The organism is Acidimicrobiales bacterium, assembly GCA_035294085.1.
Taxonomy (GTDB): domain Bacteria; phylum Actinomycetota; class Acidimicrobiia; order Acidimicrobiales; family Bog-793; genus DATGLP01.
Genome location: DATGLP010000007.1, coordinates 62,452 through 89,385 on the forward strand (window position 1 = coordinate 62,452; position 26,934 = coordinate 89,385).

The window sequence follows — 26,934 nt, forward strand, 5'->3', positions numbered from 1 at the left end:
TGGCGGCGTGAAGGTCGACCGCGTCCTGCTCGCCGAGCCGCGCGGCTTCTGCGCCGGCGTCGAGATGGCGATCAAGGCGCTCGCCTGGATGGTCCGCGTCTTCGAGCCCCCCGTCTACTGCTACCACGAGATCGTCCACAACCGCCTCGTCGTCCAGGAGTTCACCCGGCAGGGGGTGGTCTTCGTCGACGACGTCGCCGACGTCCCCCCCGGCGCGCCGCTCATGCTCTCGGCGCATGGCTCGGCCCCCGAGGTCGAGGCGGCCGCCGGCGAGGGGGGGCGCGCCGTCGTGAACGCGGTGTGCCCGCTCGTGACGAAGGTGCACCACGAGCTCAAGGTGCGGGCGAAGAAGGGCTACACCGTCGTCTACGTGGGCCACGCCGGCCACGAGGAGGCCATCGGGACGATGGCCGTCGCGCCGAGCGCCGTCCGCCTCGTCGAGAGCGAGGCGGACGTCGACGCGCTCGAGGACCCCGGCACGCCCGTGGCGCTGCTCGCCCAGACGACCCTCCCCCACGACGAGTGGCGCGAGATCGCGGCTCGCGCGCGCGAGCGCTTCCCGGACCTGTGGATGCCCGGCCGCTCCGACCTGTGCTACGCGACGACGAACCGCCAGGCCGCGCTGCGGTCCATCGCCGGGCGCTGCGACGCCGTCGTCGTCATCGGCTCGGCGAACTCCTCGAACACCGTGTCGCTCACCCGCGTCGCCACAGCCGCCGGCTGCGGGCGCGTGCTGCGGGTCAACACGGCGGCCGACCTTCCCGACGACCTCGAAGGCGTCATCGGCGTGACCGCCGGCGCGTCCGCCCCCGAGTGGCTCGTCGCGGAGGTCGTCGAGCGCCTGCGGCCGGCCCGCGGCGTCGAGGTCGTGCGCTGCGTCGAGGAGGAGGAGTACTTCCCGCCCCCACCGGAGCTGCGGGACCTGCTGCGAGCGCTGTGGACGGCGTCGGCCGCCCTGCTCGGCACGACGCCGAGGGGCGAGCCCCCGTCGAAGGAGGACCGCGACGTGCCGGCGGCGAGCATGCTCGCCGCCGGAGCGGTGCTCGCCCCGTGACGCCAGGGCTCGCCACGGCGCGGCGGCGGTGAACGAGCGCGAGGCCCGGCGCCGGCGCGACCTCGACGAGCTCGTGGACGCCGTCGCCCTCGAGGAGTTCCGGGCGGCGCACGGCAGGCCGAGCCTCCCGCCGGTGGCCGTCGTCATCGCCGCCTACCGAGAGCGCGACAACATCGGCACCGTCGTCGGCTCGCTGCCCGGGCGCGTCTGCGGGCTCGAGGCGAAGGCCATCGTCGTCGTCGACGGCGAGGAGGACGGCACCGCCGAGATCGTGCGGCGTGCCGGCCACTACGCGGTCGTCGCGCCCGTCAACCGCGGGCAGGGCGCGGCGCTGCGCCTCGGCTATCGCGTCGCGCGCGAGCACGGCGCCCGCTTCATCGTCACCGCCGACGCGGACGGCCAGACCGACCCGGCCGACCTCGAGGTCGTGCTCGACCCCGTGGTGCGCGACGAGGCGGACTTCGTGAACGGCTCGCGCCGGCTCGGCGAGACGCACTCCACCGACACCGTGCGGAACCTCGGCGTCCGCGTCTACGCGCTCGTCGTCTCCGTCCTCACCCGACGGCGCGTCACCGACACGGCGAACCCGATCCGGGCGATGCGCGCCGAGCTCACCGGCGAGCTCGAGCTCGCCGAGCCGCAGTACCAGGCGTCGGAGCTCCTCATCTCCGTCCTCATGCGCGGCGAGCGCTACGCGGAGCGCCCGGTGACGATGCGCGCGCGCGGCTCGGGTCGCTCGAAGAAGGGCGGCAACCTCCTCTACGGCCTGCGCTACGGGCGCGTCGTCCTTCGCACCTACCGACGCGAGCGCAGACGACGGCGCGCCGGCCTCCCGCTCGGCACGGCGACCTCCCGGGAGCTCGCGGCGCGCGCCGGCTCGCTCGGCGAGCGCGCCTAGCGCCGCCGGCCAGCGCGCCCCGGGGAGGCGAGCCGGCCGACGCGCCAGCCTCGGTCGACCCTCCCGGCCTCGCGACGGCACCGCTCGCCGTGCCGACGCCCGCACCGCTCGCCGGGCCCGGCCGCAGCGGCGGGCGCCGCTCGCTCGCCCCAGCGTCCCGCTAGCGCTAGCGAGCGGCGCCGCCTCGAGCCTCGGCGACGAAGTCCGCCCAGGTCTCAGCGAGCCCCTCGCGCAGCGAGTAGGCGGGCGAGAACCCGAGGGCGCGCGCTCGCTTCGTGTCGACGACGACGGCCGGCATCTCCCCCGGCCGGCCCGGGACGTGCTCCTTGCCGATCTCCACCCCCGTCACCTCGCACGCGAGCCGGTGGAGCTCGTTCATCGACACCGACTCCCCCGCGCCGACCGTCACGGTGGTCGCCGTCTCGAGGCGGAGCCCAAGCTCGATCGCCTGCACGGCGTCGCTCACGTAGAGGTAGTCGCGCAGCTGCTCGCCGTCCCCGTAGATCTCGATCCCGCCCCCGGCGAGCGCGGCCCGCATCAGTCGGGCGACGACGCTGTCCTTGGCCTGCATGCCGGCGCCGTAGACGTTCGTGAAGCGCAGCGCGACCGAGTGCAGGCCGTAGCTCGCGGCGTAGGCGGACAGCAGCATCTCGGCGGCCGCCTTCGTCGCGCCGTAGGGGGTGAGGGGGTGGAGCGGCAGCTCCTCGTCGATGCGGCGCGCCCCGACGTCGCCGGCCACCGCGTTCGTCGAGGCGAACACGAAGCGGGCGACGCCGCGCGCGCGGCAGCCCTCGAGGAGGAGCTCGGTCGCGTCCACATTCGTCGTGAAGACCTCGTGCGGCTCGTTCACCGAGCGCAGGACGGAGGTCAGCGCGGCGAGGTGGACGACCGCGTCCACGCCTCCCTCGAACGCGGCGTCCACGACGGCGCGATCGCGCAGGTCGCCGACGACCGCAGGGACCGCCGGGTCGGGGAACGGCAGGAGGTCGGCGACGACGGGCTCGTCGCCGCGCGCGGCGAGGCGCCGCACGAGGTGGCGCCCGATGAACCCCGACCCGCCCGTCACGAGCACCCGCACGGCGATCCCCCGTTTCCGTCCCCGCCGGCCCGCCGCCGGCGCCGGGCGCAGACCCTACCAACCGCCCCGGACCCGCTCCGCGGCGTCGAACGCCTCCTGCAGGGCGCGCCGGAGCTCGGCGGTGAGCTCGTGGGTCCTCGATCGGGAGACGCGCCCGCCTCGAGCCTGCCCGTCGGGACGGATCGGCGCCGCGATGACGATCGCGACCCGCCGGGGCCGGGGCAGCCGTGCGCCGCGAGGCATCGCCTCGGCCGCGCCCGCGACGCCGACGGGGACGAGCGGGACGTCGGCTCGCAGCGCGAGGTAGGCGGCGCCGTCGCGCAGCTCCCCGACCACCGGGCCGTCCCGGCGCGTGCCCTCGGGGAACACGACGAGCGGCTCGCCGGCGCGCAGCACCTCGAGCGCCCGGTTGAACGCCTCGCGGTCGGCCGCGTCCCGGCGCACTGGGAACGCGCCGAGGGCCTCGAGGAACCGCCCGAGCAGCCGCCAGCGCCAGACCTCCCCCTTCACGAGGTAGCGCAGCCGTCGGCGGGTGACGCGGGCCACGACGAGCCAGTCCAGGTACGACCGGTGCACGGGGGCGAGCACGTAGGCGCCGCGCTCGGGCAGGTGCTCGCGCCCGAGGACCGGCCCGGGCAGGTACAGGCGGGACGCGCCGACCGCGATCACCCGGCACACGGCGTAGAGGGCGAGGGCGCCGCGTCGAGGCCCCGTGCCCGGGCCGGGCGCGCTCACGGGCGCGGCCGTACGGGCGCGCCCGCGAGCGAGTGGCGTGCGCGAGGCGGCGGGGCGGCCCGAGCTCGCAGGAGGCGGCTCACAGCAGCGACACGATCTCGGCGACCACCTCGTCGACGCTGCGGCTCGAGGTGTCGATCTCGACGGCGTCCTCGGCGACGCTGAGCGGCGAGGCCGCCCGTCCGGCGTCGAGGGCGTCTCGCGCCGCCAGGGACGCGCGCGCCGCGGCGAGGTCGGGCGCCCCGGAACGGGCGTCCTCGCGGGCTCGCCGGTGCGCGCGCACCGACGGCTCGGCGGTGAGGAAGACCTTCGCGTCCGCGTCGGGGAGCACGACCGTGCCGATGTCCCGCCCCTCGACGACCCCGCCGCCCCGGTCGCGCACCCACGCTCGCTGGCGCTCCACGAGCACGGCCCGCACCTCGGGGTGCGCCGCGACGATCGACACGGCCGAGTCGACCTCGGGGGTGCGCAGGTCGTCGGTCACGTCCTCGCCGTCGACGAGGACGCGCTCGCCCACCGCGAGCGACAGCGAGCGGGCGAGCGCCTCGAGGGCCGGCCCGTCGGTGGGGTCGACGTCCCGGCGCAGCGCGCACAGCGTGAGGGCGCGGTACATCGCGCCCGTGTCGAGCCGTTCGAGGCCGAGGCGACGCGCCAGGGCGGCCGCCACGGTCGACTTGCCGGCGCCACCGGGCCCGTCGATCGCGATCACGAGCACAGGAGGCCCCCGACGTCGTCGACGAAGCTCGGCCAGCTCGTGGCCACCGCCTCGAAGCCGTCGATCTCGACGGGATCGCTGCCGGCCAGCGCCGCGACCGCGAGGGCCATCGCGACGCGGTGGTCGGCCGCCGCGTCCACGCGCCCGCGCGGCCGGACGCTTCCCCCGGTGACGGCCATGCCGTCCTCGAAGGTCTCGACGCGAACGCCGAAGGACCGCAGCGCGCGCGCCATCGTCTCGATCCGGTCGCTCTCCTTCACGCGCAGCTCGCTCGCGCCGCGCACCGTCGTCGTGCCGTCCGCGAAGGCGGCCGCGACCGCGAGCACCGGCAGCTCGTCGATGCAGTCGGGGACCTCCGCCGCCTCGATCTCGGTGGCCGAGAGCGGCGCCGAGCGCACGAGGAGGTCGGCGGCGGTCGCCGAGCGGGGGCGGCGGTCGATGGACGCCCCCATCCGCTCGAGCACGGCGAGGAAGCCCGCCCGCCCGGGGCCGACGTAGACGTTCTCGAGGAGCACCTCGCTGCCGGCGACGATGCTCGCCGCGACGGCGAGGAAGGCCGCCTGGGAGGGATCGCCAGGCACGTCGAGCTCGAAGGGGGCGAGCTCGCCCGGCCCGACGGAGACGACGTGGACGTCGCCCTCGTCGCGCACCGCAGCCGGATGGCCGCACAGCTCGAGGAGCTCCTCGGTGTGCGGGCGCGTGGCGAACCGCTCGCGCACCGTTGTCCGGCCCTCAGCAGCGAGGCCCGCGAGCAGGAGCGCCCCCTTCACCTGTGCGCTCGGCACGGCCGGCGCGTGGTCGACGCCCACGAGCCGGCCGCCTCGCACGACGAGGGGGGCGAGCCGCCCTCCCTGGCGCCCGTCGACCAGCGCCCCCATCTCCCGCAGGGGCGCGCTCACGCGGTCCATCGGGCGGCGGTGCACGGAGTCGTCGCCGACGAGCACGCTGAGGAAGTCGAAGGTCGCCAGCACGCCCGCGAGCAGGCGCATCGCCGTCCCGGAGTTGCCGACGTCGAGCGGCCGCTCCGGCTCGGTGAAGCGGCGCCGTCCGCCGTGGACGACCTCGTCCTCGACGCGGATGCCGCACGCCTCGAGCGCGGCGCGCGTGCGCGCCACGTCGTCACCGGTGGACAGGCCGCGCACGCGCGAGCGCCCCTCGGCCAGCGCGCCGAAGATGAGGGCGCGGTGCGAGATCGACTTGTCGCCGGGCAGCGCCAGCCGGCCGCGCAACGGCCCGCTCCCGGCGAAGCGCGCCGCCGTCACCGCAGCGCCCGCAGGGCCGGCCGGTAGCCGCGCTCGACGAGGGCTCGGCGCGCCTCGTCGGCCTGGCCGGCGTCGATTGCCATCACGAGCACGCCGCGCTCGCCTTCGGCGGAGTGCGCGATCTCGAGGTCGAAGATGTTGACGCCGAGGCCGCCGAGGACGGTCGTCACCTCGGCGAGCACGCCCGGTCGGTCGAGAACGGGGACGCGGCACTCGACGAGCGCGTCCGGAACGGGCGCGCGCGGCGGGAGGTTGCGACGCGCGACCTTCGCCCGTTCGAGGAGCGCGACGAGGGCGGGCCAGTCGCCCTCGGCGACGATGCGGCGGGCCTCGGCGAGGCGACCAGCGAGCCCGTCGAGGGCGGCCAGGACGGCCGGCGCGTTCTCCGCGAAGATGTCCGGCCAGATCGCGGGATCGCCGGCCGCGATGCGCGTCATGTCGCGAAAGCCGCCGGCAGCGAGCCGCAGCAGGACGCCGTGCTCGACGGCCGCGTCGGCCGCGAGGTCCATGAGGTTCGCCGCGGCGAGGTGCGGCACGTGGCTCACGAGCGCCACGAGGCGGTCGTGGCGGGCGGGGTCGAGCGCGACCGGCTCGGCACCGATGGCGGCGACGGCCTCTCGCACGAGGCCGAACGCCCTCGCGTCGGTGCGCGCGGTCGGCGTGAGCACCCAGGTCGCGCCGGCGAAGAGGTCGCCGTCGGCGCCGTCGGGGCCCTCCTGCTCGGAGCCGGCCATCGGGTGGCCGCCGACGAAGCGCGGGTGGTCGACCCGGCGCACGACCTCCCCCTTCACCCCGCCGACGTCGGAGACGACGAGCGTCCCGGTGGCGTCGCGCTCGAGCAGGTCGCGTGCGACGCCGGCGATGGCGCGCACCGGGGTGGCGACGAAGGCGACGGCGGCGCCGGCCTCGGCCGGCTCGAGCGCGGCAGGGCCCTCGATCGCCCCGAGCTCGACGGCACGCGCCGCGCGTCCGGCGTCGACGTCGGTGCCGTAGACGGTCCAGCCCGCCTTCCGGAGGGCGAGCGCGAGCGAGGTCCCGATCAGCCCGAGGCCCACGACGAAGGCGACCCTCCGCTCGTCCCGGCCGGCGTGCCCCGCGAGCACGGCTAGCCGGCGAGGTCGGCGCGCAGGGAGCGCGCGCCGTGCAGGTAGACGTGGCGCAGGTCCTTGCGCGGGCGCTCGGTGTAGCAGTGCATGAGCACCCGGACGCAGCGCGCCAGGCCGCCCGCGACATCCGCCTCGACGGCCCCGAGGAGCGGCACCTCGTCGAGCCCGAGCTCGCGCGCCGCGGTCGCCGGGTAGCCGGAGACGATGTCGGGGGTCACGGTGAAGATGACGCTCACGAGGTCCTCGACGTCGACCTCGTTGCGCTCGAGCATCGTCGCCACGAGCTCCTGGACGCGCCCGCGGACCTGCTCCGCGCTGTCCTCGTCGAGCGTGGTCGCGCCACGCAGGGCACGCAGCACCCCAGGCATCGCCGGGCAGCCTACCCAGCGGCGCGTCGGCGGCCGTCCCGGGCGTCGGCCGCGAGGCGCCCGCTCGCGGCGAGGGCGAGCGCGCGCACCTCGCCGGGCCGCAGCTCGCGCCACTCCCCGGGCGCGAGGCGCGTGTCGGCGATCGGCCCGATGCGGGTCCGCACGAGGCGCCGGACCGGGAACCCGACCGCGGCGCACATCCGCCGGACCTGGCGGTAGCGGCCCTCGTGCACGACGATGCGCAGGACGCCCGGCGCGCGGCGCGCGACGCGTGCCGGCGCGGTCGTGACGCCCGGCTCGATCTCGACGCCCTCGCGCAGCCGCCTGAGCGCCGCGGGCGTGGGGTCGCCGGCGAGCTCCGCGAGGTACTCCTTGTCGACGCCGTGGCTCGGGTGCGCGAGGAGCTGCGCGAGCGCGCCGTCGTTCGTGCAGATGATGAGCCCCTCGGTGGCGAGGTCGAGGCGGCCCACCGGGAAGACGCGCGGCTCGGCGGGGAGCAGCTCGAGGAGCGTCGGGCGGCCCTCCGGGTCGCTCGCCGTCGTGACGACGCCTGCCGGCTTGTTGCACAGGTAGTAGACGAGGTTGGGGAGGACGCCGACCGGCACCCCGTCCACCGCGACGGTGTCCGTGCGCACGTCGACCCGCCGGCCGAGCGCGGCCACCTCGCCGTTCACCGTCACGCGCCCCGCGGCGACGAGCTCCTCGCAGGCGCGGCGCGACCCGAAGCCGGCACGCGCCAGGACCTTCTGCACCCGCTCACCTGCCGGCCCGGCTGCTCGCGCCGTCGGCGCCCCGCTCGACCGCTCCGCTGCGTTCCGGCCGGGGTCCGGGGCACGCCGAGGGGCGCGCTCGTCGGCGGCGGTCACGGCTCCGGTTCGGCCCGGAGCACCTCCTCCAGGGCCTCGACGGTCGACGCGTCCGGGACGAACGCCTCGAGCGGCGGCAGGTCCTCGAGGCGATCGAGGCCGAGGCGCTCGAGGAACGTGGCGGTCGTGCCGAACAGGACGGCCTGGCCCGGACCGTCGTCGCGGCCGACGGGCTCCACGTAGCCTCGCTGGACGAGGAGCCGCAGGACGCCGTCGGCGTTCACGCCCCGGATCGCCGCCACCTGCGCCCGCGAGATCGGCTGCTTGTAGGCGACGATCGCCAGGGTCTCGAGGGCCGCGGGCGAGAGGCGGTGGGGCTGGCCCTCGAGGATGAAGCGCTCGACGTAGGGCGCGTACGCCGGGCGGCTCTGCAGGCGGTACCCGCCGGCGACGCGCGCGAGCTCGAAGCCACGGCCCTCGGCCTCGTAGCTGGCGCGCAGCGCGGCGCACAGGCCCTCCACCTGCTCGACCGGCAGCTCGAGGAGCTCGGCGAGCAGCCCCGGAGGCACCGGCTCGGTCGCCGCGCACAGGACCGCCTCGATGGCGCCGAGCTCGGCGCGCTCGGCGCTCACCCGAGCACCCCTCCGACCACGGCGCGCCAGCCGGGCGCCGCACGGCTCGACGCCCGCTGCGCGCCGGTCCAGCGCACGACGAGCTCGCCGAACGTCGTCGCCTGCTCGAGGTCGACGAGGCCCTGCTTGTAGAGCTCGAGGAGCGCGAGGAAGCTGGCGACGACGTGAGCGGTGGACGGGGCGTCGGCGACGAGGTCGCGGAAGCTCGCGCGCCCGGCTCGCTCGGCACGGGTCGCGAGCGCGACGAGGGCGTCCGCGACGCTCACCTCGTCGTCGTGGACGTGCTCGGTCGCAGGCGGCCCCTCCCGGCGCCGGGCGAGTGCCCGGCGCGCCGCGGCGGCGAGCATCGCGGGCGAAACCCCCGCGAGCAGGTCCGGCGCGACCGACGCGAAGCGCTCGTCGGGTCCGGCGCGGCGCGCGACGGCGCGGCTCGCGGCCTCCTCGAGCGCGGCGAGCGCGGCGGCGGCAGCCGTGAACGTCTTGCACTCGACGAGGCGCGCGAGCAGGTAGTCGCGAGCCTCGAAGACCGCGAGCTCCTCGTCGAGGACCACGTCTGCCGGCTCGGGCAGGAGCCGCCGGCACTTCAGCTCGACGAGCGTCGCGGCGATGAGGAGGAACTCGGTCGCCACCTCGAGGTCGAGCGCCTCGAGGCGGCGCATCTCGGCGAGGAAGCCGTCGACGACGTCCGCGAGGCGCACGGCGTACAGGTCGACCTCGCGCGCCGTGATGAGCTGCAGGAGCAGGTCGAAGGGGCCGTCGTAGACGTCGAGGTGGACCTCGTAGGCCATCGGAGCGAGGCTAGCGGCGCGCCGGGGCCCGGCGGTGGATGCCTCCCGGAGCCGGTCGCGCGGGCTCAGTAACCTGATCGGGTGGCGCGCGTCTTCTCCGGCATCCAGCCGTCCGGCACCTTGCACATCGGGAACTACTTCGGGGCGATCCGCCAGTGGGTCGCCAGCCAGGCGCACGACGACACCTTCTACTGCATCGTCGACCTGCACGCGCTCACCGTGGAGATCAGTCCCGAGCAGCTGCGGTCGAACACCCTCGAGTGCGCGGCGACCCTGCTCGCGGCGGGGCTCGACCCCGCGGCGTGCACCTTCTTCGTCCAGAGCCACGTCGCCGCGCACGCCGAGCTCACCTGGCTGCTCGAGTGCGTCGCCTCCTTCGGCGAGCTCCGGCGGATGACGCAGTTCAAGGAGAAGGGCGCCGGCCGCGAGACCGTGCGGGCGTCCCTGTTCACCTACCCGGTCCTCATGGCGGCCGACATCCTCCTCTACGGCGCCGAGCGGGTCCCGGTCGGGGATGACCAGCGCCAGCACCTCGAGCTCACCCGGGACCTCGCGTGCCGCTTCAACGCCCGCTACGGGGAGACGTTCGTCGTCCCCGAGGTGGAGATCCCGCCGGTGGGCGCCCGGATCATGGACCTGCAGGCACCCACCGCCAAGATGTCGAAGTCGACGAGCCACCCGCTCGGCCTCGTCTCGATCACCGAGGCGCCCGAGTCGATCGTCCGCAAGGTGCGCCGGGCGGTCACCGACCCCGGCGACGCCGTCCGCCTCGATCGCGAGCGCCAGCCGGGGGTGACGAACCTGCTCGAGATCCTCGCCGCGGCGACCGGCACGGACCCGGAGGACCTCGCCGGCGGCTTCTCCTCGTACGCTGCGCTCAAGTCCGCCGTCGCCGACGCCCTCGTCGAGGTGCTCGCGCCGATCCGCCGCCGCTACGAGCAGCTCCGGGCCGACCCGGGGGCGCTCGTCGAGGCGCTCGCGGCGGGCGCCGAAAAGGCGGCTGCCGCGGCGGCGCCGACGCTCGACAAGGCACGCGCCGCCATCGGCCTCACGGAGCGGTCGGGCAGCCACCGCACGGCGCGGCTCAGATCCTGATCACGTCCCGCCAGAAGATCTCGAGCCCGTTGTTGAACAGGGAGTTCAGCACGTTCGGCAGCGCGAGGACGAGCACGAGGACGAGGACGAGCGAGGCCGACCGCAGTCGGTAGTAGCCGGGGAGGAGCGCGGTCGGCAGCAGCCGCTCCACGACGGCCGAACCGTCGAGCGGCGGGATCGGGATGAGGTTGAAGACGGCGATGATGACGTTCACCTCCGCGGCGACGAACAGGAGCTCGTCGCCGATCGGCCACTGGTCCGGCGTCCCGTAGATCGTCGTCGCGCCGTGCGTCAGGACGCGAAAGGCGAACCCGGCGCCGAGCGCGAGGACCACGTTCACGAAGGGTCCCGCGAGGCCGACGAGCACGGCCTGGTTGCGGGGGTGGCGAAGGCGGCCGACGTTGACCGGGACCGGCTTCGCCCAGCCGAAGGCGCTGCCGGTCGTCGCGATGAGCAGGATCGGCAGCAGGACGGAGCCGATCGGGTCGATGTGGCGCAGCGGGTTGAGCGACAGCCGGCCGGCCCGCTTCGCCGTGTCGTCGCCGCACAGGTTCGCCACCACGCCATGGCTCACCTCGTGGAGGATGATGGTGACGATGAGGACGGCGAAGAAGAGCGCCTCCTCACGCGTCACGATGTGCCGCCGGACCGCCTCGACGGCGATCGCGCCGAGCAGGGCGAGGGCAGCGACGACCCATGGGCCGTGCCGGTGGAAGCTCGAGAGGTCGCCCCCCCTCGCGCCGTCAGCCACCGCGAACGAGCTTCAGCGGTGGGCCGAGGCGCACTCGATGCAGGTCCGGACCGTCGGCATCGCCTCGAGGCGAGCCGGGTCGATCGGCTTGCCGCAGCGCTCGCAGATGCCGTAGGTCCCGTTCTCGATGCGCGCGAGCGCGGCGTCGACGTCCTCGAGCGCGCCGCGCAGCTCAGCCGCGAGCGCCTCCGCCTCGCCGCGCTCGGCGGTCACCTGGCTCGAGTCCGCGAAGTTGGGGTCGTAGGTGAGCCCGGGCCCGCTGTCCCCGAACCCCAGCTCGTGGAGCTGCTCGAGGAGCGACCTCCGCTCCTCTTCGAGGAGCGCCCGGTAGTCGACCGCTGCCGCCTCGTTCGTCACGCACGAGAGCCTACTTCCTCGTCCAGCCCGTCCGGGCACGGCGGGCCACCGATCGAGGAGGCGGTCCCCTGCGCAGCGCGCGCGGGTGCGCGGCGAGGTAGGAGCGGCGGAGGTGCTCCTGGGACACCTTCGTGTACACCTGCGTCGTCGTGATCGAGGCGTGCCCGAGCAGCTCCTGGACGACCCGGATGTCCGCCCCGTGGTCGAGCAGGTGCGTGGCGAAGCTGTGGCGCAGGACGTGCGGCGTGACCCGGTCGGCGAGCCCCGCCGCACGAGCGTGGCGCCGCACGACCGCCCAGATCGCCTGGCGCGTCATGCGGCGCCCTCTCGCCGAGACGAAGAGCGCCTCCTCGTCGCGCCGGGCGCCCCGCCTGCCCTCGAGGAGGGCCGGCCGGCCGCCGACGAGCCACGCCCGTGTCGCCGCGATCGCCGGGCGCCCGAGGGGCACGACCCGCTCCTTCGAGCCCTTCCCGAGCGCGCAGACGAGGGCCCCGGCGAGGTCGACGTCGCGCAGGTCGAGCCTGGCGAGCTCCGAGATGCGCAGACCGGTCGCGTAGAGCACCTCGAGGATGGCGCGGTCGCGAAGCGCCCGCGGGTCCTCGCCGCGCACGGCAGCGAGCAGCCGCTCCACCTCGGCCTCGCTCAACGCCTTCGGCACGCCCCGCGGCACGCGAGGGGTGGCGACCTCCCGTGTGGGGTCGCTGCCCGCGCCCCGCTCGTCCTGGCAGAAGCCGTGGAGCCCCCGAATGGCAGCGAGGGCTCGCGCCCGGGAGGAGGGCGCGAGCCCCGCCGCGGCGAGGTAGTCGAGGTAGTCCTCGATGACGGCGGGCACGACGTCGCCGAGCGCGAGCCGGCGCCCGGCGAGGAAGGACTCGTAGCTCGCGAGGTCTCGCCGGTACGCCGCGATCGACGTCGGCGCGCGCCCCTTCTCGACCGCGAGGTACGAGAGGAACTCCTCGGCGTCGCGCGAGAGCCCCGGACCGCCCGCCACCAGCGCTGCTCAGTGCTCGCCGGCGCGCCCGGCGAGCGCCCGGCGGGCGAGGACGAGCGCGATGATGGACTTCGCGTCGACGAGCTCGCCGGCGTCGACGAGCTCGAAGAGCGCGTCGAGCGGGACCGCCTCCACGGTCATGTGCCGCTCCTCGACACCCTGGTGGTCGCGCGCCACCGGTCGCAGGTCCTCGGCGAGGAAGCACGCCGTGCGCTCGTCGGTGAACCCGGGCGAGTTGTAGAACGAGACGAGGTGCGTCATCGCGCCCGCCTCGCGGCCCACCTCCTCGACGAGCTCCCGGCGCGCGCAGCGCTCGGGCGCCTCGCCGGCGACGTCGAGCTTCCCGGCGGGCAGCTCGAGGACGAAGGCGTCGAGGGGTGCTCGGTACTGGCGCACCATGAGCACCGAGCCGTCGCGCTCGAGCGGGACGACGCACACCGCGCCGGGGTGGCGCACGACGTCTCGCTCGAAGGTGAAGCCGTCCGGCGCGACGAACGTCCCCTGCACGAGGGTGATGAACGACCCGACGTAGCGGACGCGCTCCCCGATCCAGCGGAACCCTGCGGTTTCAGCCGGCATCGAGGTCGAGCGCGAACAGGTGCGGGTCTCGCGCCCGCGCCCGCTCGAGCGCCGCGGCGAGCAGGCCGCGGAACAACGGGTGCGGCCGGTCCGGCCGGCTCTTGAACTCGGGGTGGGCCTGCGTGCCGATCCAGAAGGGATGGCCGGGGAGCTCGATGAACTCGACGAGGCGGCCGTCGGGCGAGGTCCCCGAGCAGACGAGACCGTGCGCCTCGAGCCGCGCCCGGTAGCGAGGGTTGACCTCGTAGCGGTGGCGGTGGCGCTCGGTCACCGTCGTCTCCCCGTAGAGCTGCGCGACCTGCGAGTCCGGCGCCAGGCGCGCGACGTAGGCCCCGAGCCGCATCGTCCCGCCGAGGTCGGCGACGTCGGCCTGCTCGTCCATGAGGTCGATCACCGCGTCCGGCGTCGACGGGTCGAACTCCCGGGAGTTGGCGCGCTCCAGCCCGAGCACGGCGCGGGCGAACTCGACCACCATGAGCTGGAGTCCGAGGCACAGCCCGAGGCAGGGCACCTCGTGGCGGCGGGCGTAGCCGGCCGCCACGACCTTGCCCTCGATGCCGCGCTCGCCGAAGCCACCGGGGATGACCATCCCGTCGAGCCGCGCGAGGTCGGACGCGTTCGCCGGCGTGACCTCCTCGGCCTCGATCCACTCGATCGCGACGCGCGCCCCGAGGTGGTAGCCCGCGTGGCGCAGCGCCTCGACGACGGACAGGTAGGCGTCGGGCAGCGTGACGTACTTGCCGATCACGCCGATGCGGACGGTCTCGGTCGCGAGCGCCACCCGCTCGAGGAACTGCTCCCAGGAGGTCAGGTCGATCGGTCGGTCGGGCCCATCCAGGCGGAGGATCGAGCACACCGTCGCGTCCAGCCCCTCCTCGTGCAGGAGGAGGGGGATCTCGTAGATCGTCTCGGCGTCGACCGCCGAGACGACCGCCTCGATGGGGACGTCGCAGAGCAGGGAGATCTTCTGCTTCAAGGCGTCGGAGATGGGCTGCGCGCTGCGGCACACGATGACGTCGGGCTGGATGCCCCGGCTGCGCAGCTCCGTCACCGAGTGCTGCGTCGGCTTCGTCTTCTGCTCGCCGGAGGGCGCGAGGTACGGGACGAGGGTCAGGTGGACGTAGCAGACGTTCTCACGGCCCACCTCGCGGCGGAACTGGCGGATCGCCTCGAGGAACGGCACGATCTCGATGTCTCCGACCGTCCCGCCGACCTCGGTGATCACGACGTCGACGTCGTCGGTCGCGAGGCGGCGGATCCGCTCCTTGATCTCGTCGGTGATGTGCGGGATGACCTGGACCGTCCGGCCGAGGTAGTCGCCGCGCCGCTCCTTCTGGATCACCGCCGAGTAGATCTGCCCGGTGGTCGCGTTCGAGTAGCGGTGCAGGCTCTCGTCGATGAAGCGCTCGTAGTGGCCGAGGTCGAGGTCGGTCTCGCCCCCGTCGTCGGTGACGAACACCTCGCCGTGCTCGAAGGGGTTCATCGTCCCCGGGTCGAAGTTGATGTAGGGGTCGAGCTTGCACATCGTCACCCGCAACCCGCGGGCCTTGAGGAGCCGGCCGATCGACGAGGCGGTGAGTCCCTTGCCGAGGGAGCTCGACACCCCGCCCGTCACGAAAATGAACTTCGACACCTCTCCTCCGTGGCCGACCCGTGCCACGCTACAGGGCGCGACCGCCGGGGAGGCGGAACCGGCCCCGATCAGCGCTCGCGCCGCAGCGACGCGAGCAGCTCGCTCGCGTGCTCCCGCGCGGCGCGCGAGCCCGGGTGGCCCGAGAGCATGCGCGACAGCTCACGGACACGATCCTCCCCCTCGACCTGCCGCACGGACGCGGTCGTGCGCCCGGCCTCTTCGACCTTCTCGACCACGAGGTGCACGTCGGCGCGGGCCGCCACCTGGGCGAGGTGGGTCACGAGGAGCACCTGGTGGCTCGCCGCGAGCTCGGCGAGCGCGCCGCCGAGCGCGAGCGCCGCCGCCCCGCCGATGCCCGCGTCGACCTCGTCGAACACGAGCGTCTCGGGACCCTCGCTCAGCACAAGGCGCAGCGCCAGCATCGCCCGGGCCAGCTCGCCGCCGGACGCGACCCTCGCGAGGGGCTGGAGCGGCTCGCCCGGGTTCGCGCCGAGCAGGAACTCGACGGCATCCCCGATCCCCTCGCCGACCTCGACCGCGAAGCGCGCCTCGGCGAGCCCCAGCGCGTGCAGGCGGGACTGCACCTGCGAGGCGAGTGGCGCCGCGGCGCGCCGACGCTGGTCGCCGACGGCCCGCTCGGCGTTCGCGAGCGCCTCGGCGAGCTCGGCGGCGCGCGCCTCGAGGGCGGCGCGCCGAGCCTCGCTCGCGGCGAGCTCCCCGAGCCGTTCCCGGTGCGCGGCCGCGGCGGCGAGCACGCCAGCGAGGGTCCCGCCGTGCTTGCGCGCGAGGCGAGCGAGGAGCTGCCGCCGTGCGCGGACCTCCCCTAGGCGCACCGGGTCCTCCTCGAGCGCCTCTGCTGCGCGCCGCAGGTCGCGCGCCGCGTCCTCGAGCTCGGCGAGCAGCGCAGCCAGCCGCGCCGCGTGCGCCTCCAGCGGGGCGTGGCCCTCGACGAGCGAGACGCTCGCCGCGAGCAGGTCGCGCGCGTTCGCCCGGGCGTCGTCGGCGAGGCAGGCCATCGCCGCCGTCGCGGCCTCCCGTAGGGCCGCGGCGCTCGCCAGGGCCTCCTCCTCGAGCGCGAGGTGGTCGTCCTCCGCCTCGGAGGCGATCGCCGCCTGCTCGATCTCGGCGAGCTCGAAGCGCAGGAGGTCGAGCTCTCGCTCGCGGCTCGCTCCGTCCCCCCCCAGCGCGGCCAGCAGGGCCGCGTTGGCCCGCGCCTCCTCGCGCAGCCGGCGCACCGGGCCGAGGTCCACCGCGGCGAAGCGATCGAGCGCGGCGCGCTGCGCGGCGGGGCGCAGCAGCGCCTGGTGGAGGTGCTGCCCGTAGAGCTCGACGAGGCTGGCGCCGAGCTCCGCGACGACCGCCGTCGGCACCATGCGCCCGTCCAGGTAGGCGCGGGCGCGCCCCTGGCGAGCCAGCGCACGGGCGAGCACCACCTCACCCCCGTCGTGGCCGAGGAAGCGCCCCTCGACGAGGGCCTCCTCGCAGCCGGACCGCAGCATCGCCGCGTCCACCCGTCCGCCGAGGAGGAGCGCGAGCGCTTCGACGACGAGCGTCTTGCCTGCCCCGGTCTCGCCGGTGATCACGGTGAGCCCGGGCCCGAGGACGAGGTCGAGGTCGGCGATGACCCCGAGCTGGCGGACGCGCAGCTCAGCGAGCACGGTGGCTAGCGGTCCACGAGGTTGAACTTGGCACGCAAGATGGCGTGGAAGTCGCGCTCGCCGAAGCGGACGATGCGCGCGCCGCGTGCGCCGGCGCGCAGCGCCACGGTCGCGCCCGAGACGAGCTGGGCGGCGGCGGACCCGTCGACGACGAGCACGCCGGCGCGCCCGTCGATGAGCTCCAGGCTCACGGTCTCCTCCGGATCGAGGACAAGGGCACGGTCGAAGAGCATGTGGGGAGCGATCGGCGTCAGCACGAGGGCCCGCACCTTCGGGGAGACGATCGGCCCGCGCAGCGAGAGGTTGTAGGCCGTCGAGCCGGTCGGCGTGGCGACGAGCAACCCGTCCGCCACGTAGGTGAGGAACGGTCGCTCGTCGATCACCACCCGCACCCTGATCGTGTGCCCCGGCGCCGTCTTCTCGAGCACCGCCTCGTTCAGCGCGACGAGCCGCCGGCGAGCGCTGCCGTCCCTCGGGTCCAGCACGACCTCGAGCGTCATGCGCTCTTCGATCGCGAAGTCGCCCACGACCAGGCGGGAGAAGGCGCCTTCCATGTCGGCCGGCTCGATCTGGGTCAGGTAGCCCAGCCGACCGAGGTTGACGCCGAGGACCGGCACCGACCGATCGACGACGAGCTGGATCGTGCGCAGCATCGTGCCGTCGCCACCGAGGCTGATCGCGAACCGGAAGTCCCCGGCGGCCAGGAGCGGGTCCTCGACCCGCTCCTCGGCGGCCACGGGACCAGCCACCTCGAACCCCGCGCCCTCCCACCAGGCGCGCGCGGTCTCGGCCAGATCCTTGGCATCGGGACGGCGAGGGTGGACGACGAGCGCGACGCGCCGCGGGCCTCGAGGTGCCGAGCACATGGTGCCATCCTCGCTCCCGGCCGGGCCCAGGGCAACGACCTCCGGCCGGGCGGCTGGCTACGACCGGCCTAGGCCCCGGCAGCCGGCTCGTCCGGCCCCGCCGAGCGCGCGGGCGCCTTCCTGGCGGAGACCTTCCTGGCCGCCGCCTTCGTCGCGGGCGCCTTGCGTGCGGGGGCCTTCCCGCCAGCCGCCTTCGTCGCGGGTGCCCTGCGCGCGGGGGCCTTCTTTGCGGCGGGCTCGGTCGCCGCCGACTCGCTCGCCGAGGGCGTCGTCGGCCGGCCGACGCCGAGGTACTCCCCCACGAGGGCCACGGCTCGCTCCAGGAAGTCCGCCAGCTCCTGCCGGCGTCGGGCGGCCCGGGCCTCGAACTCGCGGCGCACCTCGGCGCGGATCACCTCGCCGAGCTGCTCGATGCCCCGGCGCGATCGGGCGCGCAGGTCCTCGAGGACGTCCTCCACCCGCTCGCGGCCTGCCGCGCTGCTGCGCAGCGCCTCGCGCACCATGTCCTCCAGCTCGGCGCGACTCGCCTTGGACAGCGAGGCGCCCGCGTCGAGGTAGCGCTTCAGCAGCTCCCGGAGCCCCTCGCGCCCGTCCGTGCTCACGAGAGCGACGATACACCGCACGAGCTGGCGCGACGGCGCGAGGCGGGCGCCGGTCCGCCGGCACGGTGAGGCTGCGGCCGTCTCGTCACGCGCCAGCGGCGACGAGGCCGGCGAGGTCACGGGCGTCGAGGTCGGGCGCCGGTGCACCGGGGGGCGCGCCGGCAGGGGTGACGCCGGAGCGCACGAGGGCGAAGCGCGCGCCGAGGGCGCGCGCGAGCTCGCCGTCGGTGGCCGGCCGATCGCCGACGACGACGTCCACCCGATGGAGTCGGCGCCGCACGAGCTCGACGGCGGGCGGGTGCGGCTTGCCGGCGACGAGCGGCACGGCACCGGTCATCGCGACCAGCGCCGAGAGGATCGCACCCGCGCCCGGCCGCAGGCCTTCGGGCGTCGGGAACGTCGGGTCGTCGTTCGTCGCGATGAGGCGCGCGCCGTCGAGGACGGCCCGGCCTGCCAGCGCGAGGCGCTCGTAGCTCAGCCGCAGGTCGATGCCGACGACGACGGCGTCGACCGGTCCGTCGCTCGCCCCGCTCGCGTCGACCGCGTCGACGGCGCGCGCCGCGAGGGCCTCGAGGATGCCCGGGCCGCCGAGCACGAGCGCGCGCTCGCCCGGCTCGAGCAGGCCTGCCGCCGCCGCGCTGGAGGTGAGCACGTCCTCGCGCCGGGCCGGCACGCCGCACCGCTCGAGCTTGGCGACGAGCTCGTCGAGGCGGAGGTGGGAGTTGTTCGTGAAGAACGCGACCTGCCTGCCCGAGGCGCTGAGGCGCGCGAGGGCGTCGGCGGCGCCGGGGATCGGACGGTCCGCGAGCCAGACCACGCCGTCCAGGTCGCACAGCCAGCGCTCGTCGCGATCGTCGTTCACGGTGTGCCTCTCCGACGGCGGCGGATCGATGTGCTACGCAGGATAGGTGCCTGCCTTCCAGCCCTTCGCCGGCCTGCGCTACGACCCCGTCGCCTGCTCCCTCGCGGAGGTCATCGCCCCGCCCTACGACGTCGTGGGCGAGCGCGAGCGGGCCTGTCTGGCCGCCCGCAGCCCGTACAACGCCGTCCACGTCGAGCTGCCGTCGCCGGACGAGGCGCACGGCCAGGACCGCTACGCGCACGCCGCGTCCCTCCTCGAGCGCTGGGAGCGCGACGGCGTGCTGCGCCGGGACGACGCCGAGGCGCTCTACCTCTACCGGATGCGCTTCGTCGACGAGGACGGGGCCGCACGCTCGACGACGGGCGCGATCGGCGCCCTCGGCGTCGGTCCGCTCGGCAGCGACGTGCTCCCCCACGAGCAGACGATGCCGAAGCCCACCGGCGACCGCCTCGACCTGCTGCGCGCCTGTCGCGCGAACCTCTCCCCGATCTGGGGGCTCTCGCTCGCGACCGGTCTCGGCAAGGCGTGCGCCGACGTCGCCGCCTCGTCCCCGTCGCCGCTCGCCGCGACCGACGACGAGGGCGTCGTCCACGAGCTGTGGCCGGTCACCGACGCTGCCTCGATCGAGCGGATCACGGGGCTCGTCGAGAGCGCGCCGGTCATCATCGCCGACGGCCACCATCGCTTCGAGACGGCCCGTCAGTACCAGGCCGAGCGCCGCGCGGCGAACGGCGGCGCGCCCGGCGCCTACGACCTCGTCATGGCGCTCGTCGTCGAGCTCAGCCCCGACGAGCTGGTCGTCGGCGCCATCCACCGCCTCGTGGCCGGCCTCCCGCCGCGCTTCTCGCTCCTCGAGCACCTCGAGGCCCACTTCGAGCCGCTCCCCATCCCCGGGGACAGCGACTCACTGGTGGAGGCGATGCGCGAGCGCGGCGGTCTCGGCCTGGTCACCGAGGACGGGAGCCACCTCCTCCTGCCACGGCCGGCCCTCGAGGCGGCCGCGGCCGCGCCGCTCGACTCGAGCCGCCTCGACGTCGCGCTCGCCAACCTGCCCCCCCACCGCCTCGTCTACCAGCACAGCTGGTCCCTCGCCGCCGACGCCGTGCACCGCGGCGAGGCGCAGGCCGCCTTCCTGCTGCGCCCGGCCACGATCGAGCAGATCGCGCAGACCGCGCACGGCGACCGTCGCATGCCCCCGAAGACGACCTTCTTCCATCCCAAGCCCCGGACCGGGATGGTCTACCGACCCGTCCCCGGCTGAGCCGTCGAGGCGCCCGGTCCCGACCCTCGCTGGCGCGCCCGGAAGTACGCCTGCGCGGCGCTCGCGAGCAGCGAGGCGACCTCGCCGAGCGGGAGGGAGCAGCTGTCCACCACGAGGTGGTAGAGGCGCCAGTCGCGCCAGTCCCGACCGTAGAGGCGCCGCACGTAGAGCGAACGGATCCGATCGGTCTCCTCGCCCCGTCGTCGTGCGCTCGCGAGGTCGATGCCCTCGATCGCCGCAGCCTGCGCGAGGCGCGCCTCGAGCGGGCCGTCGAGGCGCACGTGGAACGCCTCGGCGAGGAAGACGGACGCCCCCCAGCCGAGGACGACGCCGCCGTCGTTGGCGGCGACGAACTCCCGGACGCGCGACTCCGCCTCGATGCGCAGCGCCTCGTCGGAGGGGGCGACGGCGCCGGGCGGTGCGCCCGGTCCGTAGGCGTCGGGCATCGTGGCGAAGCTCGCCGCGAGGCGCCCGAAGAACCCGCTCGTGCGCTCCTCCTCGACGGCGGCCTCGCCACGCGGGCGCGCCGCCGCCTCGACGTCCGTGCCGACGACGGCGCGGTCGAGGAAGGCGAGGTCGAGCAGCTGCGCGACCGCCGGGCCGACGACGCTGCCACCGGCGCCGTAGCTCCCGGAGATCGTGACGACACGGCGCATCGCTCGAGGCGCGCCCGAATGCGGGCGCCGACCCTACGCCACGGTCCAGACGGTGCCCGAGCGCAGGAGGGCAGCGAGGTCGCCGGTCCCCTTGCGCGCCTGGACGTCGGCGATCTGGGCAGCGACGAGCGATCCGTAGTCGGGGCGCTCCACCGCCCGGAACACCCCGATCGGCGTCGGCTCGTGCGGGCCGCTCGACAGGCGCGAGAGCAGGAAGGCGAGCCCTGGGTCGCTCCTCGTCTCGTCGTGCACGAGGAGCGAGTCCTCGCCGACGTCGGCGACCGAGACGATCTCGAGCCGCCCGTCGGGGGTGAGGCGCACCCCCTTCTCCCGCTCCTTGCCGAAGCGGATCGGCTGGCCGTGCTCGAGCGGGATGAGCATCTCCGCTCGCCGGTCCCGGCCCGTGATGTCCTCGTAGGCGCCGTCGTTGAAGACGTTGCAGTTCTGGTAGATCTCGACGAAGGCAGCGCCCCGGTGGTCGTGCGCCCGCCGGAAGGTCTCCATCATGTGCTTGCGGTCCATGTCGTGGGTGCGCGCCACGAACGTCGCCTCCGCGCCGAGCGCGACCGAGAGTGGGTTGAACGGCACGTCGAGGGAGCCGAAGGGGGTCGACTTCGTCACCTTGCCCGTCTCGGACGTCGGCGAGAACTGGCCCTTCGTCAGGCCGTAGATCTGGTTGTTGAAGAGCAGGATCGTGAGGTTGACGTTCCGCCGGAGCGCGTGGATGAGGTGGTTCCCGCCGATCGACAGGGCGTCGCCGTCGCCGGTGATCACCCAGACGTCGAGGTCGGGGCGGGTGACGGCGAGACCCGTCGCGATGGCGGGCGCCCGACCGTGGATCGAGTGCATCCCGTAGGTGTTCATGTAGTACGGGAACCGGGCGGCGCACCCGATCCCCGAGATGAACACCGTGTTCTCCCGTCGGACGCCGAGCTCGGGCAGCAGCAGCTGGACGGCGGCGAGGATCGAGTAATCCCCGCACCCCGGGCACCAGCGGACCTCCTGGTCGCTCGCCCAGTCCTTGCGGCTCGTCGCCGGTGCGAGATCGGTCATCGTGCCTCCTCCACGGGCGCCTCGTCGAGCTCGATGAGGTCCACGATGGCGCGCTCGATCTCTCCGATCCGGAACGGCGCAGCCTGCACCTTCGTCAGGCTCACGGCGTCGACGAGGTAGCGGGCCCGCACGAGCAGGGCCAGCTGGCCCAGGTTGACCTCGGGGATGAGCACGTGGGCGTAGCGAGCGAGCACCTCGCCGAGATCGGGCGGGAAGGGGTTGAGGTGGACGAGGTGCGCGTGCCCGACGCGCATCCCCCGCTCGCGGACGCGCCGGACGGCAGCGGTGATGGCGCCGTAGGTCGACCCCCAGCCGAGCACGAGGACCCGGGCACCGTCCTGCGCGTCGTGCTCGACCGGCGGGATGTCGAGCGCGATGCCCGCGACCTTCGCGGCGCGGGCGCGGACCATGGCCTCGTGGTTCGGTCCGTCGTAGGAGACGGCGCCCGTGACGTCGGCCTTCTCGAGGCCGCCGATGCGGTGCTCGAGCCCCGGCGTCCCGGGGATCGCCCACGGCCGCGCACCCGTGGCCGGGTCTCGGCGGTAGGGGTGGAAGACCGGCGAGCCGTCCGGTCCCACCCCGTTCGGCTCGCGCGCGAAGCCGGGATCGATCGGGCGCAGCTCGTCGAGGTCCGGGAGCCGCCACGGCTCGGAGCCGTTCGCCAGGTAGGCGTCGGAGAGCAGGTAGACCGGGGTGCGGTAGGTGATCGCGAGGCGCGCCGCCTCGAGGGCCGCCTCGAAGCAGTGCGAGGGCGTCTTGGCGGCGACGATCGGCACCGGCGCCTCGCCGTGGCGGCCGAACATGGCGTGGAGCAGGTCCGACTGCTCCGTCTTCGTCGGGAGCCCGGTCGACGGACCGCCGCGCTGGATGTCGACGACGACGAGGGGCAGCTCGAGGGAGACGGCGAGGCCGACCGTCTCCGCCTTGAGGTCGAGGCCCGGCCCGCTCGTCGTCGTCACGCCGAGGGCGCCCCCGAACGAGGCGCCGAGCGCGGCACCGATGCCCGCGATCTCGTCCTCGGCCTGGAACGTCACGACGTTGAAGTGCTTCTGCTTGGCGAGCTCGTGCAGCAGGTCGGACGCCGGCGTGATCGGGTAGGAGCCGAGGAAGACCGGCAGCGACGCCAGCTTGCCGGCGGCGACCAGCCCGAAGGCGAGGGCCGAGTTGCCCGTGACCGTCGTGTAGGTCCCCGGGGGCAGGTGGAAGGGGTGCACCTCGTAGGACGACTCGAAGAGCTCCGCGGTCTCGCCGAAGTGGTAGCCGGCGCGGAACGCGAGGCTGTTCGCCTCCACGACGAGCGGGGACCGCCCGTAGCGCTCGGCGATCCAGGCGAGCGTCGGCTCCATCGGCCGGTGGTAGAGCCACGAGACGAGACCGAGCGCGAAGAAGTTCTTCGAGCGCTCGGCGTCGCGTGGCTTCGCCCCGGTCGGCTTCGTCGCCTCGAGGGTGAGCGTCGTCATCGGGACCTCGTAGACCTTGAAGGCCGACAGGCTCCCGTCCTCGAGCGGGTTCGAGTCGTAGCCGGCCTTCTCCAGCGCTCGGTCGTCGAAGGCGTCCACGTTGACGATGATCGTCGCCCCCGTCGCGAGGTCGCCCACGTTGGCACGCAGCGCTGCCGGGTTCATGGCGACGAGCACCGTCGGCGCGTCGCCGGGCGTCATGATGTCGTGGTCCGCGATCTGGACCTGGAAGGCAGAGACCCCGGCGAGGGTGCCGGCAGGCGCCCGGATCTCGGCCGGGAAGTTCGGGAGCGTAGCGAGATCGTTCCCGAAGAGCGCGCTGCCCTGCGTGAAGCGGTCGCCCGTCACCTGCATGCCATCGCCCGAGTCGCCAGCGAACCTCACGACGATGTTCGCAAGCGACTGCACCTTCATCGCTCTGTCTTCCTGCTCGGTCGTACTCACCGTCCTCGCCCCGCTTCCTCCGCCTGCCAGCTCGCTCCGATCCCGCCGCTCGTCACGCCACCGTGATCGACGGATCGAGGTACACGTCCTGCACCGCGCGGATGATCTCGACGCCCTCGTCGCGCGGGCGCTGGAAGGCCTTGCGCCCGAGGATGAGACCCATCCCGCCAGCCCGTTTGTTGATGACCGCCGTGCGGACCGCCTGCGCGAGGTCGTCGCCGCCCTTCGACTCCCCCCCCGAGTTGATGAGGCCGATGCGGCCCATGTAGCAGTTGACGACCTGCCAGCGGGTCAGGTCGATCGGGTGGTCGCTCGTCAGCGTCGAGTACACGAGCGGATCGGTCCGTCCGAAGCTGAGCGCCTCGAAGCCGCGGTTGTTCTCGGGCTGCTTCTGCTTGATGAGGTCCGCCTCGATCGTCACCCCGAGGTGGTTCGCCTGCCCCGTGAGGTCCGCCGCGAGGTGGTAGTCGGCCGCCGGGGTCTTGAACGCGCTGTTGCGCAGGTAGCACCACAGGACCGTGAACAGGCCGCGACGGTGCGCCTCGGCGAACATCGCCGACACCTCCTGGAGCTGGCGCGTCGCCTCGGGGGAGCCGAAGTAGATCGTCGCCCCGACGCCCACGGCGCCGAGGTCGACCGCCTGGCGGACGGTGCCGAAGGGGACCTGGTCGGCCTTCGCCGGGTAGGTGAGCAGCTCGTTGTGGTTGAGCTTCACGATGAAGGGGATCTTGTGGGCGTAGCGGCGAGCAACGATGCCGAGGCCGCCGAGCGTCGTCGCGACCGCGTTGCACTGCGCCTCGAGCGCCAGCTCGACGACCTCCGCGGGGTCGAAGTAGGACGGCTCCTTGGCGAAGCTCGCCGCCGCGGAGTGCTCGATCCCCTGGTCCACGGGCAGGATCGACACGTAGCCGGTCCCCCCGAGCCGCCCGTGCCGCAGCATCGCCTCGAGGTTGCGCAGCACGGGGATCGGGCGGTCGCTCGCGGCGAGCACCCGGTCGACGTAGTCGGGACCCGGGAGCACGAGGCGGTCGCGCGCGATCCCCTTCGCCTCGTGCTTGAGCAGTGCGTCGGCCTCCGCGCCGAGCGCCTCACGCACGTCGACAGCCACCGTGTCCTCCTTGCCACGAGGAACGCGCGTCCTCGCGCGCCGACCAAGCCTACCGCTGGGCGGAAGCCAGGGGATCGTGCCCGTCCACGTCGAGGCGGCGCCGCTCAGCTCAGGGCGGCGAGGCGCGCCGTCGCGTCGGCGAGGTCCGGATCGGCCTCGACGACCTTGCGGAATAGCTCCCGGGCCCGGGGCGCGTCGCCCGCCCGCTCGTAGAGGTCGGCGAGCACGTACCACTGGCGGAGGTGGCGTTGCTGCGGCCTGCGCACCACGCGGGTCGCTGCGGGCTCGACGAGCGCGATGGCCTCCGCGATCCTCCCCCGGTCGGCGAGCGAGCCCGCCATGACGAGACGCCCCTCGGCGAGGACGTCGCTCGTCGCGCCCGCCCGGCGGAGCTCCTGCCAGAGCCTCCCGACCTCGTCGTGGTGGCCGAGCGCTCGCTGGGCGTCCGCGAGCGCCGGGTGCTGGTCGAAGGACCCCGTGAGCTCGTGGAAGCGCAGGAGCTCGCGCGAGGCCTCCCGCCACCTCCCCAGTCGATACAGCGTCAGCCCGTACAGCTCGCGCGCCGCGGCGACCCCCGGCGCGATCCGGACCAGCTCCTGCAGGATCTTGAGGGCCTCGCCGTAGCGATCGCGGGCGTACGCGGCGCTGGCGAGGGCGAGCTGCCGCTCGTAGCGAGCGACCCGCCGCGCCGGGAGCGCCTCGGCGAGCTCGCGAGCGACGCCGTTCGGGAGCGGACGCTGCCGCCTGTGGTCTACCCCCTGCCGACGCGCCGGTGCGGCGCGCTCGCCAGCGGTGCTCGCGCCGGTGCCGGTGATGCGGAAGGCGGGCCGGGCCGGCCGGGCGCCGCTCCCGGCGCTCGCGGTCGGCGTCCGCTCGGCCTGGACGGTTCGGCGAGTCCCGGCTGCCACGTTCAGCACGCCCGCCTGCGCCCCCCGGCGGGCGAGCGCACCCCACCCGCTCCGAGCCAGACGCGCGGCCCCGACCCGCCCGTGGGCCGTCTTGCGCCCGCCCGCGCCGGTCGCACCCGCGCGTCTCGCCGGTGGCGCGAGGCTTCGCCCCCCGGTCCGTGGCGACGGCCCGGCACCCCCAGCCCCCGCCGTTCCTGCCAGTCCGGCGCGCGCACCGCCCGCCGCCCGGCGCCCGGGCAGCCTTCCCCCGTTCCCCCTGCGGCCAGCCACCTCCTGCGCGGACGCGCCGCGCCGCCGGGGCGCATCGGACCCGCCACGCCCGTCGCGCGCCTCGCTCGCCGAGGCGTGCCCGGCGGCTTCGCGACCGCGTCCTGCTCGCGTCCCCTCAACCCCGACGCTCGCCCGGGCCGAGCGCGCCCGAGCACCACCGACGCGCGCCCGCCCCGTCGCGCCCGACCTGGCCGAGACCCGGCCCGAAGCACCCTCGCGCCTGCCGACGCGTCCTGCCACGCCCGCGACGCTAACCGCCGGCTCGCGCGGCGCCAGACGCGCAGGTGCCCCGCCGTGCCGAAGCACGGCGGGGCACCGGTGAGAGAGCTCCGGCGGCGTCCTACTCTCCCAGGGGGTCGCCCCCCAAGTACCATCGGCGCTGGCGGGCTTAACTTCCGTGTTCGGGATGGGAACGGGTGTGTCCCCGCCGCTATGGCCACCGGAAACCTCGGCCGCCCAGGCGACTCGCGCCCGGGCTGGAACGCGGCGCGTTCCTCGAGCCTTCCATAGCGAGCACGAGCGAGAGTCCAAGCCCTCGGCCGATTAGTACCGGTCGGCTGAACACGTTGCCGTGCGTACACCTCCGGCCTATCAACGTGGTGGTCTGACCACGGGCCTTACCAGGTTGACCCTGTGGGAGATCTCATCTTGGAACGAGCTTCGCGCTTAGATGCTTTCAGCGCTTATCCCTTCCGTAGGTCGCAAATCAGCGGTGCCCTTGGCAGGACAGCTGACACACGAGAGCTACGTCCGTCCCGGTCCTCTCGTACTAGGGACAGCCTTCCTCAGATCTCCTACGGCTGCATCGGATAGGGACCGAACTGTCTCACGACGTTCTAAACCCAGCTCGCGTACCGCTTTAATGGGCGAACAGCCCAACCCTTGGGACCGGCTTCAGCCCCAGGATGCGACGAGCCGACATCGAGGTGCCAAACCTT

General features: G+C 74.6%; 27 protein-coding genes and 2 rRNA genes. 4 read left to right on the plus strand and 25 right to left on the minus strand.

Features of this window, described 5'->3' with window-relative positions; all coding sequences use genetic code 11:
• Window positions 1-7: 7 nt before the first annotated feature.
• Both ispH and VKV23_02365 read left to right on the plus strand, forming a co-directional pair.
• Window positions 8-1,054 (plus strand): 4-hydroxy-3-methylbut-2-enyl diphosphate reductase, encoded by a 1,047-nt coding sequence (gene ispH, locus VKV23_02360; protein ID HLI14881.1) that lies wholly within the window; start codon window positions 8-10, stop codon window positions 1,052-1,054.
• A 28-nt stretch (window positions 1,055-1,082) separates the two neighbouring features.
• The gene (locus VKV23_02365; protein ID HLI14882.1) at window positions 1,083-1,952 is read left to right on the plus strand and encodes a glycosyltransferase family 2 protein; all 870 of its coding nucleotides are present in this window, start codon (window positions 1,083-1,085) and stop codon (window positions 1,950-1,952) included.
• Between the two features lie 166 nt (window positions 1,953-2,118).
• On the opposite strand, the gene VKV23_02370 is transcribed toward VKV23_02365, so the two are convergent.
• The 9 genes from VKV23_02370 to VKV23_02410 all read right to left on the minus strand — a co-directional run bounded on the left by VKV23_02370 (window position 2,119) and on the right by VKV23_02410 (window position 9,442).
• A complete protein-coding gene (locus tag VKV23_02370; protein HLI14883.1) occupies window positions 2,119-3,030 on the minus strand; it encodes an NAD-dependent epimerase/dehydratase family protein in 912 nt (303 codons plus the stop codon).
• Between the two features lie 54 nt (window positions 3,031-3,084).
• Window positions 3,085-3,765 carry a lysophospholipid acyltransferase family protein gene (locus tag VKV23_02375; GenBank protein ID HLI14884.1) on the minus strand — a complete coding sequence of 227 codons (681 nt, stop codon included), beginning with the start codon at window positions 3,763-3,765 and terminating at the stop codon, window positions 3,085-3,087.
• 79 nt (window positions 3,766-3,844) lie between these two features.
• On the minus strand, window positions 3,845-4,474 hold the full coding sequence (gene cmk / locus VKV23_02380) for a (d)CMP kinase (GenBank protein ID HLI14885.1): 630 nt from the start codon (window positions 4,472-4,474) through the stop codon (window positions 3,845-3,847).
• Window positions 4,471-5,742, minus strand: coding sequence for a 3-phosphoshikimate 1-carboxyvinyltransferase (gene aroA / locus VKV23_02385; GenBank protein HLI14886.1), 1,272 nt, complete (start codon window positions 5,740-5,742; stop codon window positions 4,471-4,473). Before aroA ends, cmk begins: the two co-directional genes overlap by 4 nt.
• Window positions 5,739-6,845 (minus strand): prephenate dehydrogenase, encoded by a 1,107-nt coding sequence (locus VKV23_02390; GenBank protein ID HLI14887.1) that lies wholly within the window; start codon window positions 6,843-6,845, stop codon window positions 5,739-5,741. The genes aroA and VKV23_02390 overlap by 4 nt, the downstream gene beginning before the upstream one ends.
• 2 nt (window positions 6,846-6,847) lie before the next feature.
• Entirely contained in the window at window positions 6,848-7,216 is a 369-nt protein-coding gene (gene aroH, locus VKV23_02395) for a chorismate mutase (protein ID HLI14888.1), read from the minus strand.
• A gap of 11 nt (window positions 7,217-7,227) precedes the next feature.
• Window positions 7,228-7,968, minus strand: coding sequence for a pseudouridine synthase (locus VKV23_02400; GenBank protein HLI14889.1), 741 nt, complete (start codon window positions 7,966-7,968; stop codon window positions 7,228-7,230).
• A gap of 110 nt (window positions 7,969-8,078) precedes the next feature.
• Window positions 8,079-8,654, minus strand: a complete 576-nt coding sequence (gene scpB / locus VKV23_02405) for an SMC-Scp complex subunit ScpB (protein HLI14890.1) — start codon at window positions 8,652-8,654, stop codon at window positions 8,079-8,081.
• Window positions 8,651-9,442, minus strand: coding sequence for a ScpA family protein (locus tag VKV23_02410; protein ID HLI14891.1), 792 nt, complete (start codon window positions 9,440-9,442; stop codon window positions 8,651-8,653). The genes scpB and VKV23_02410 overlap by 4 nt, the downstream gene beginning before the upstream one ends.
• A gap of 81 nt (window positions 9,443-9,523) precedes the next feature.
• Between VKV23_02410 and trpS the strand changes: the two genes are divergently transcribed.
• Window positions 9,524-10,537 carry a tryptophan--tRNA ligase gene (gene trpS, locus VKV23_02415; protein ID HLI14892.1) on the plus strand — a complete coding sequence of 338 codons (1,014 nt, stop codon included), beginning with the start codon at window positions 9,524-9,526 and terminating at the stop codon, window positions 10,535-10,537.
• Here the strand turns inward: trpS and VKV23_02420 are convergent.
• From VKV23_02420 to VKV23_02460, 9 genes are all read right to left on the minus strand, one after another.
• Window positions 10,527-11,288, minus strand: coding sequence for a site-2 protease family protein (locus tag VKV23_02420; GenBank protein HLI14893.1), 762 nt, complete (start codon window positions 11,286-11,288; stop codon window positions 10,527-10,529). The genes trpS and VKV23_02420 overlap by 11 nt on opposite strands.
• Window positions 11,289-11,300: 12 nt before the next feature.
• Window positions 11,301-11,645, minus strand: coding sequence for a TraR/DksA C4-type zinc finger protein (locus VKV23_02425; protein HLI14894.1), 345 nt, complete (start codon window positions 11,643-11,645; stop codon window positions 11,301-11,303).
• 10 nt (window positions 11,646-11,655) lie between these two features.
• Entirely contained in the window at window positions 11,656-12,636 is a 981-nt protein-coding gene (gene xerD, locus VKV23_02430; protein HLI14895.1) for a site-specific tyrosine recombinase XerD, read from the minus strand.
• A gap of 9 nt (window positions 12,637-12,645) precedes the next feature.
• Complete coding sequence (locus VKV23_02435) at window positions 12,646-13,215, minus strand: NUDIX hydrolase (protein ID HLI14896.1); 570 nt, start codon at window positions 13,213-13,215, stop codon at window positions 12,646-12,648.
• Window positions 13,205-14,848, minus strand: a complete 1,644-nt coding sequence (locus VKV23_02440; protein ID HLI14897.1) for a CTP synthase — start codon at window positions 14,846-14,848, stop codon at window positions 13,205-13,207. The genes VKV23_02435 and VKV23_02440 overlap by 11 nt, the downstream gene beginning before the upstream one ends.
• A 68-nt stretch (window positions 14,849-14,916) precedes the next feature.
• Complete coding sequence (recN, locus tag VKV23_02445; protein ID HLI14898.1) at window positions 14,917-16,506, minus strand: DNA repair protein RecN; 1,590 nt, start codon at window positions 16,504-16,506, stop codon at window positions 14,917-14,919.
• Between the two features lie 5 nt (window positions 16,507-16,511).
• Window positions 16,512-17,372: an NAD(+)/NADH kinase gene (locus VKV23_02450; protein HLI14899.1), complete on the minus strand. Its 861-nt coding sequence runs from the start codon at window positions 17,370-17,372 to the stop codon at window positions 16,512-16,514.
• A 68-nt stretch (window positions 17,373-17,440) separates the two neighbouring features.
• Entirely contained in the window at window positions 17,441-17,974 is a 534-nt protein-coding gene (locus VKV23_02455) for a hypothetical protein (protein ID HLI14900.1), read from the minus strand.
• An 85-nt stretch (window positions 17,975-18,059) separates the two neighbouring features.
• Window positions 18,060-18,836 carry an HAD-IIA family hydrolase gene (locus VKV23_02460; GenBank protein ID HLI14901.1) on the minus strand — a complete coding sequence of 259 codons (777 nt, stop codon included), beginning with the start codon at window positions 18,834-18,836 and terminating at the stop codon, window positions 18,060-18,062.
• Window positions 18,837-18,882: 46 nt separating this feature from the next.
• On the opposite strand from VKV23_02460, the gene VKV23_02465 reads away from it, so the two are divergent.
• Complete coding sequence (locus tag VKV23_02465; GenBank protein ID HLI14902.1) at window positions 18,883-20,097, plus strand: DUF1015 domain-containing protein; 1,215 nt, start codon at window positions 18,883-18,885, stop codon at window positions 20,095-20,097.
• On the opposite strand, the gene VKV23_02470 is transcribed toward VKV23_02465, so the two are convergent.
• The 7 genes from VKV23_02470 to VKV23_02500 form a co-directional block, all read right to left on the minus strand.
• Window positions 20,076-20,753 carry a cytidylate kinase-like family protein gene (locus tag VKV23_02470; protein HLI14903.1) on the minus strand — a complete coding sequence of 226 codons (678 nt, stop codon included), beginning with the start codon at window positions 20,751-20,753 and terminating at the stop codon, window positions 20,076-20,078. The two genes, VKV23_02465 and VKV23_02470, sit on opposite strands and share 22 nt — an antisense overlap.
• A gap of 33 nt (window positions 20,754-20,786) precedes the next feature.
• The gene (locus VKV23_02475) at window positions 20,787-21,806 is read right to left on the minus strand and encodes a 2-oxoacid:ferredoxin oxidoreductase subunit beta (GenBank protein HLI14904.1); all 1,020 of its coding nucleotides are present in this window, start codon (window positions 21,804-21,806) and stop codon (window positions 20,787-20,789) included.
• Window positions 21,803-23,710, minus strand: a complete 1,908-nt coding sequence (locus VKV23_02480; GenBank protein ID HLI14905.1) for a 2-oxoacid:acceptor oxidoreductase subunit alpha — start codon at window positions 23,708-23,710, stop codon at window positions 21,803-21,805. The genes VKV23_02475 and VKV23_02480 overlap by 4 nt, the downstream gene beginning before the upstream one ends.
• A gap of 52 nt (window positions 23,711-23,762) precedes the next feature.
• A complete protein-coding gene (locus tag VKV23_02485) occupies window positions 23,763-24,818 on the minus strand; it encodes a class I fructose-bisphosphate aldolase (GenBank protein HLI14906.1) in 1,056 nt (351 codons plus the stop codon).
• A gap of 104 nt (window positions 24,819-24,922) precedes the next feature.
• Window positions 24,923-25,735, minus strand: coding sequence for a tetratricopeptide repeat protein (locus VKV23_02490; GenBank protein HLI14907.1), 813 nt, complete (start codon window positions 25,733-25,735; stop codon window positions 24,923-24,925).
• A gap of 588 nt (window positions 25,736-26,323) precedes the next feature.
• A 5S ribosomal RNA gene (rrf, locus tag VKV23_02495) occupies window positions 26,324-26,440 on the minus strand.
• A gap of 79 nt (window positions 26,441-26,519) precedes the next feature.
• Window positions 26,520-26,934, minus strand: a 23S ribosomal RNA gene (locus VKV23_02500); the annotation flags it as partial.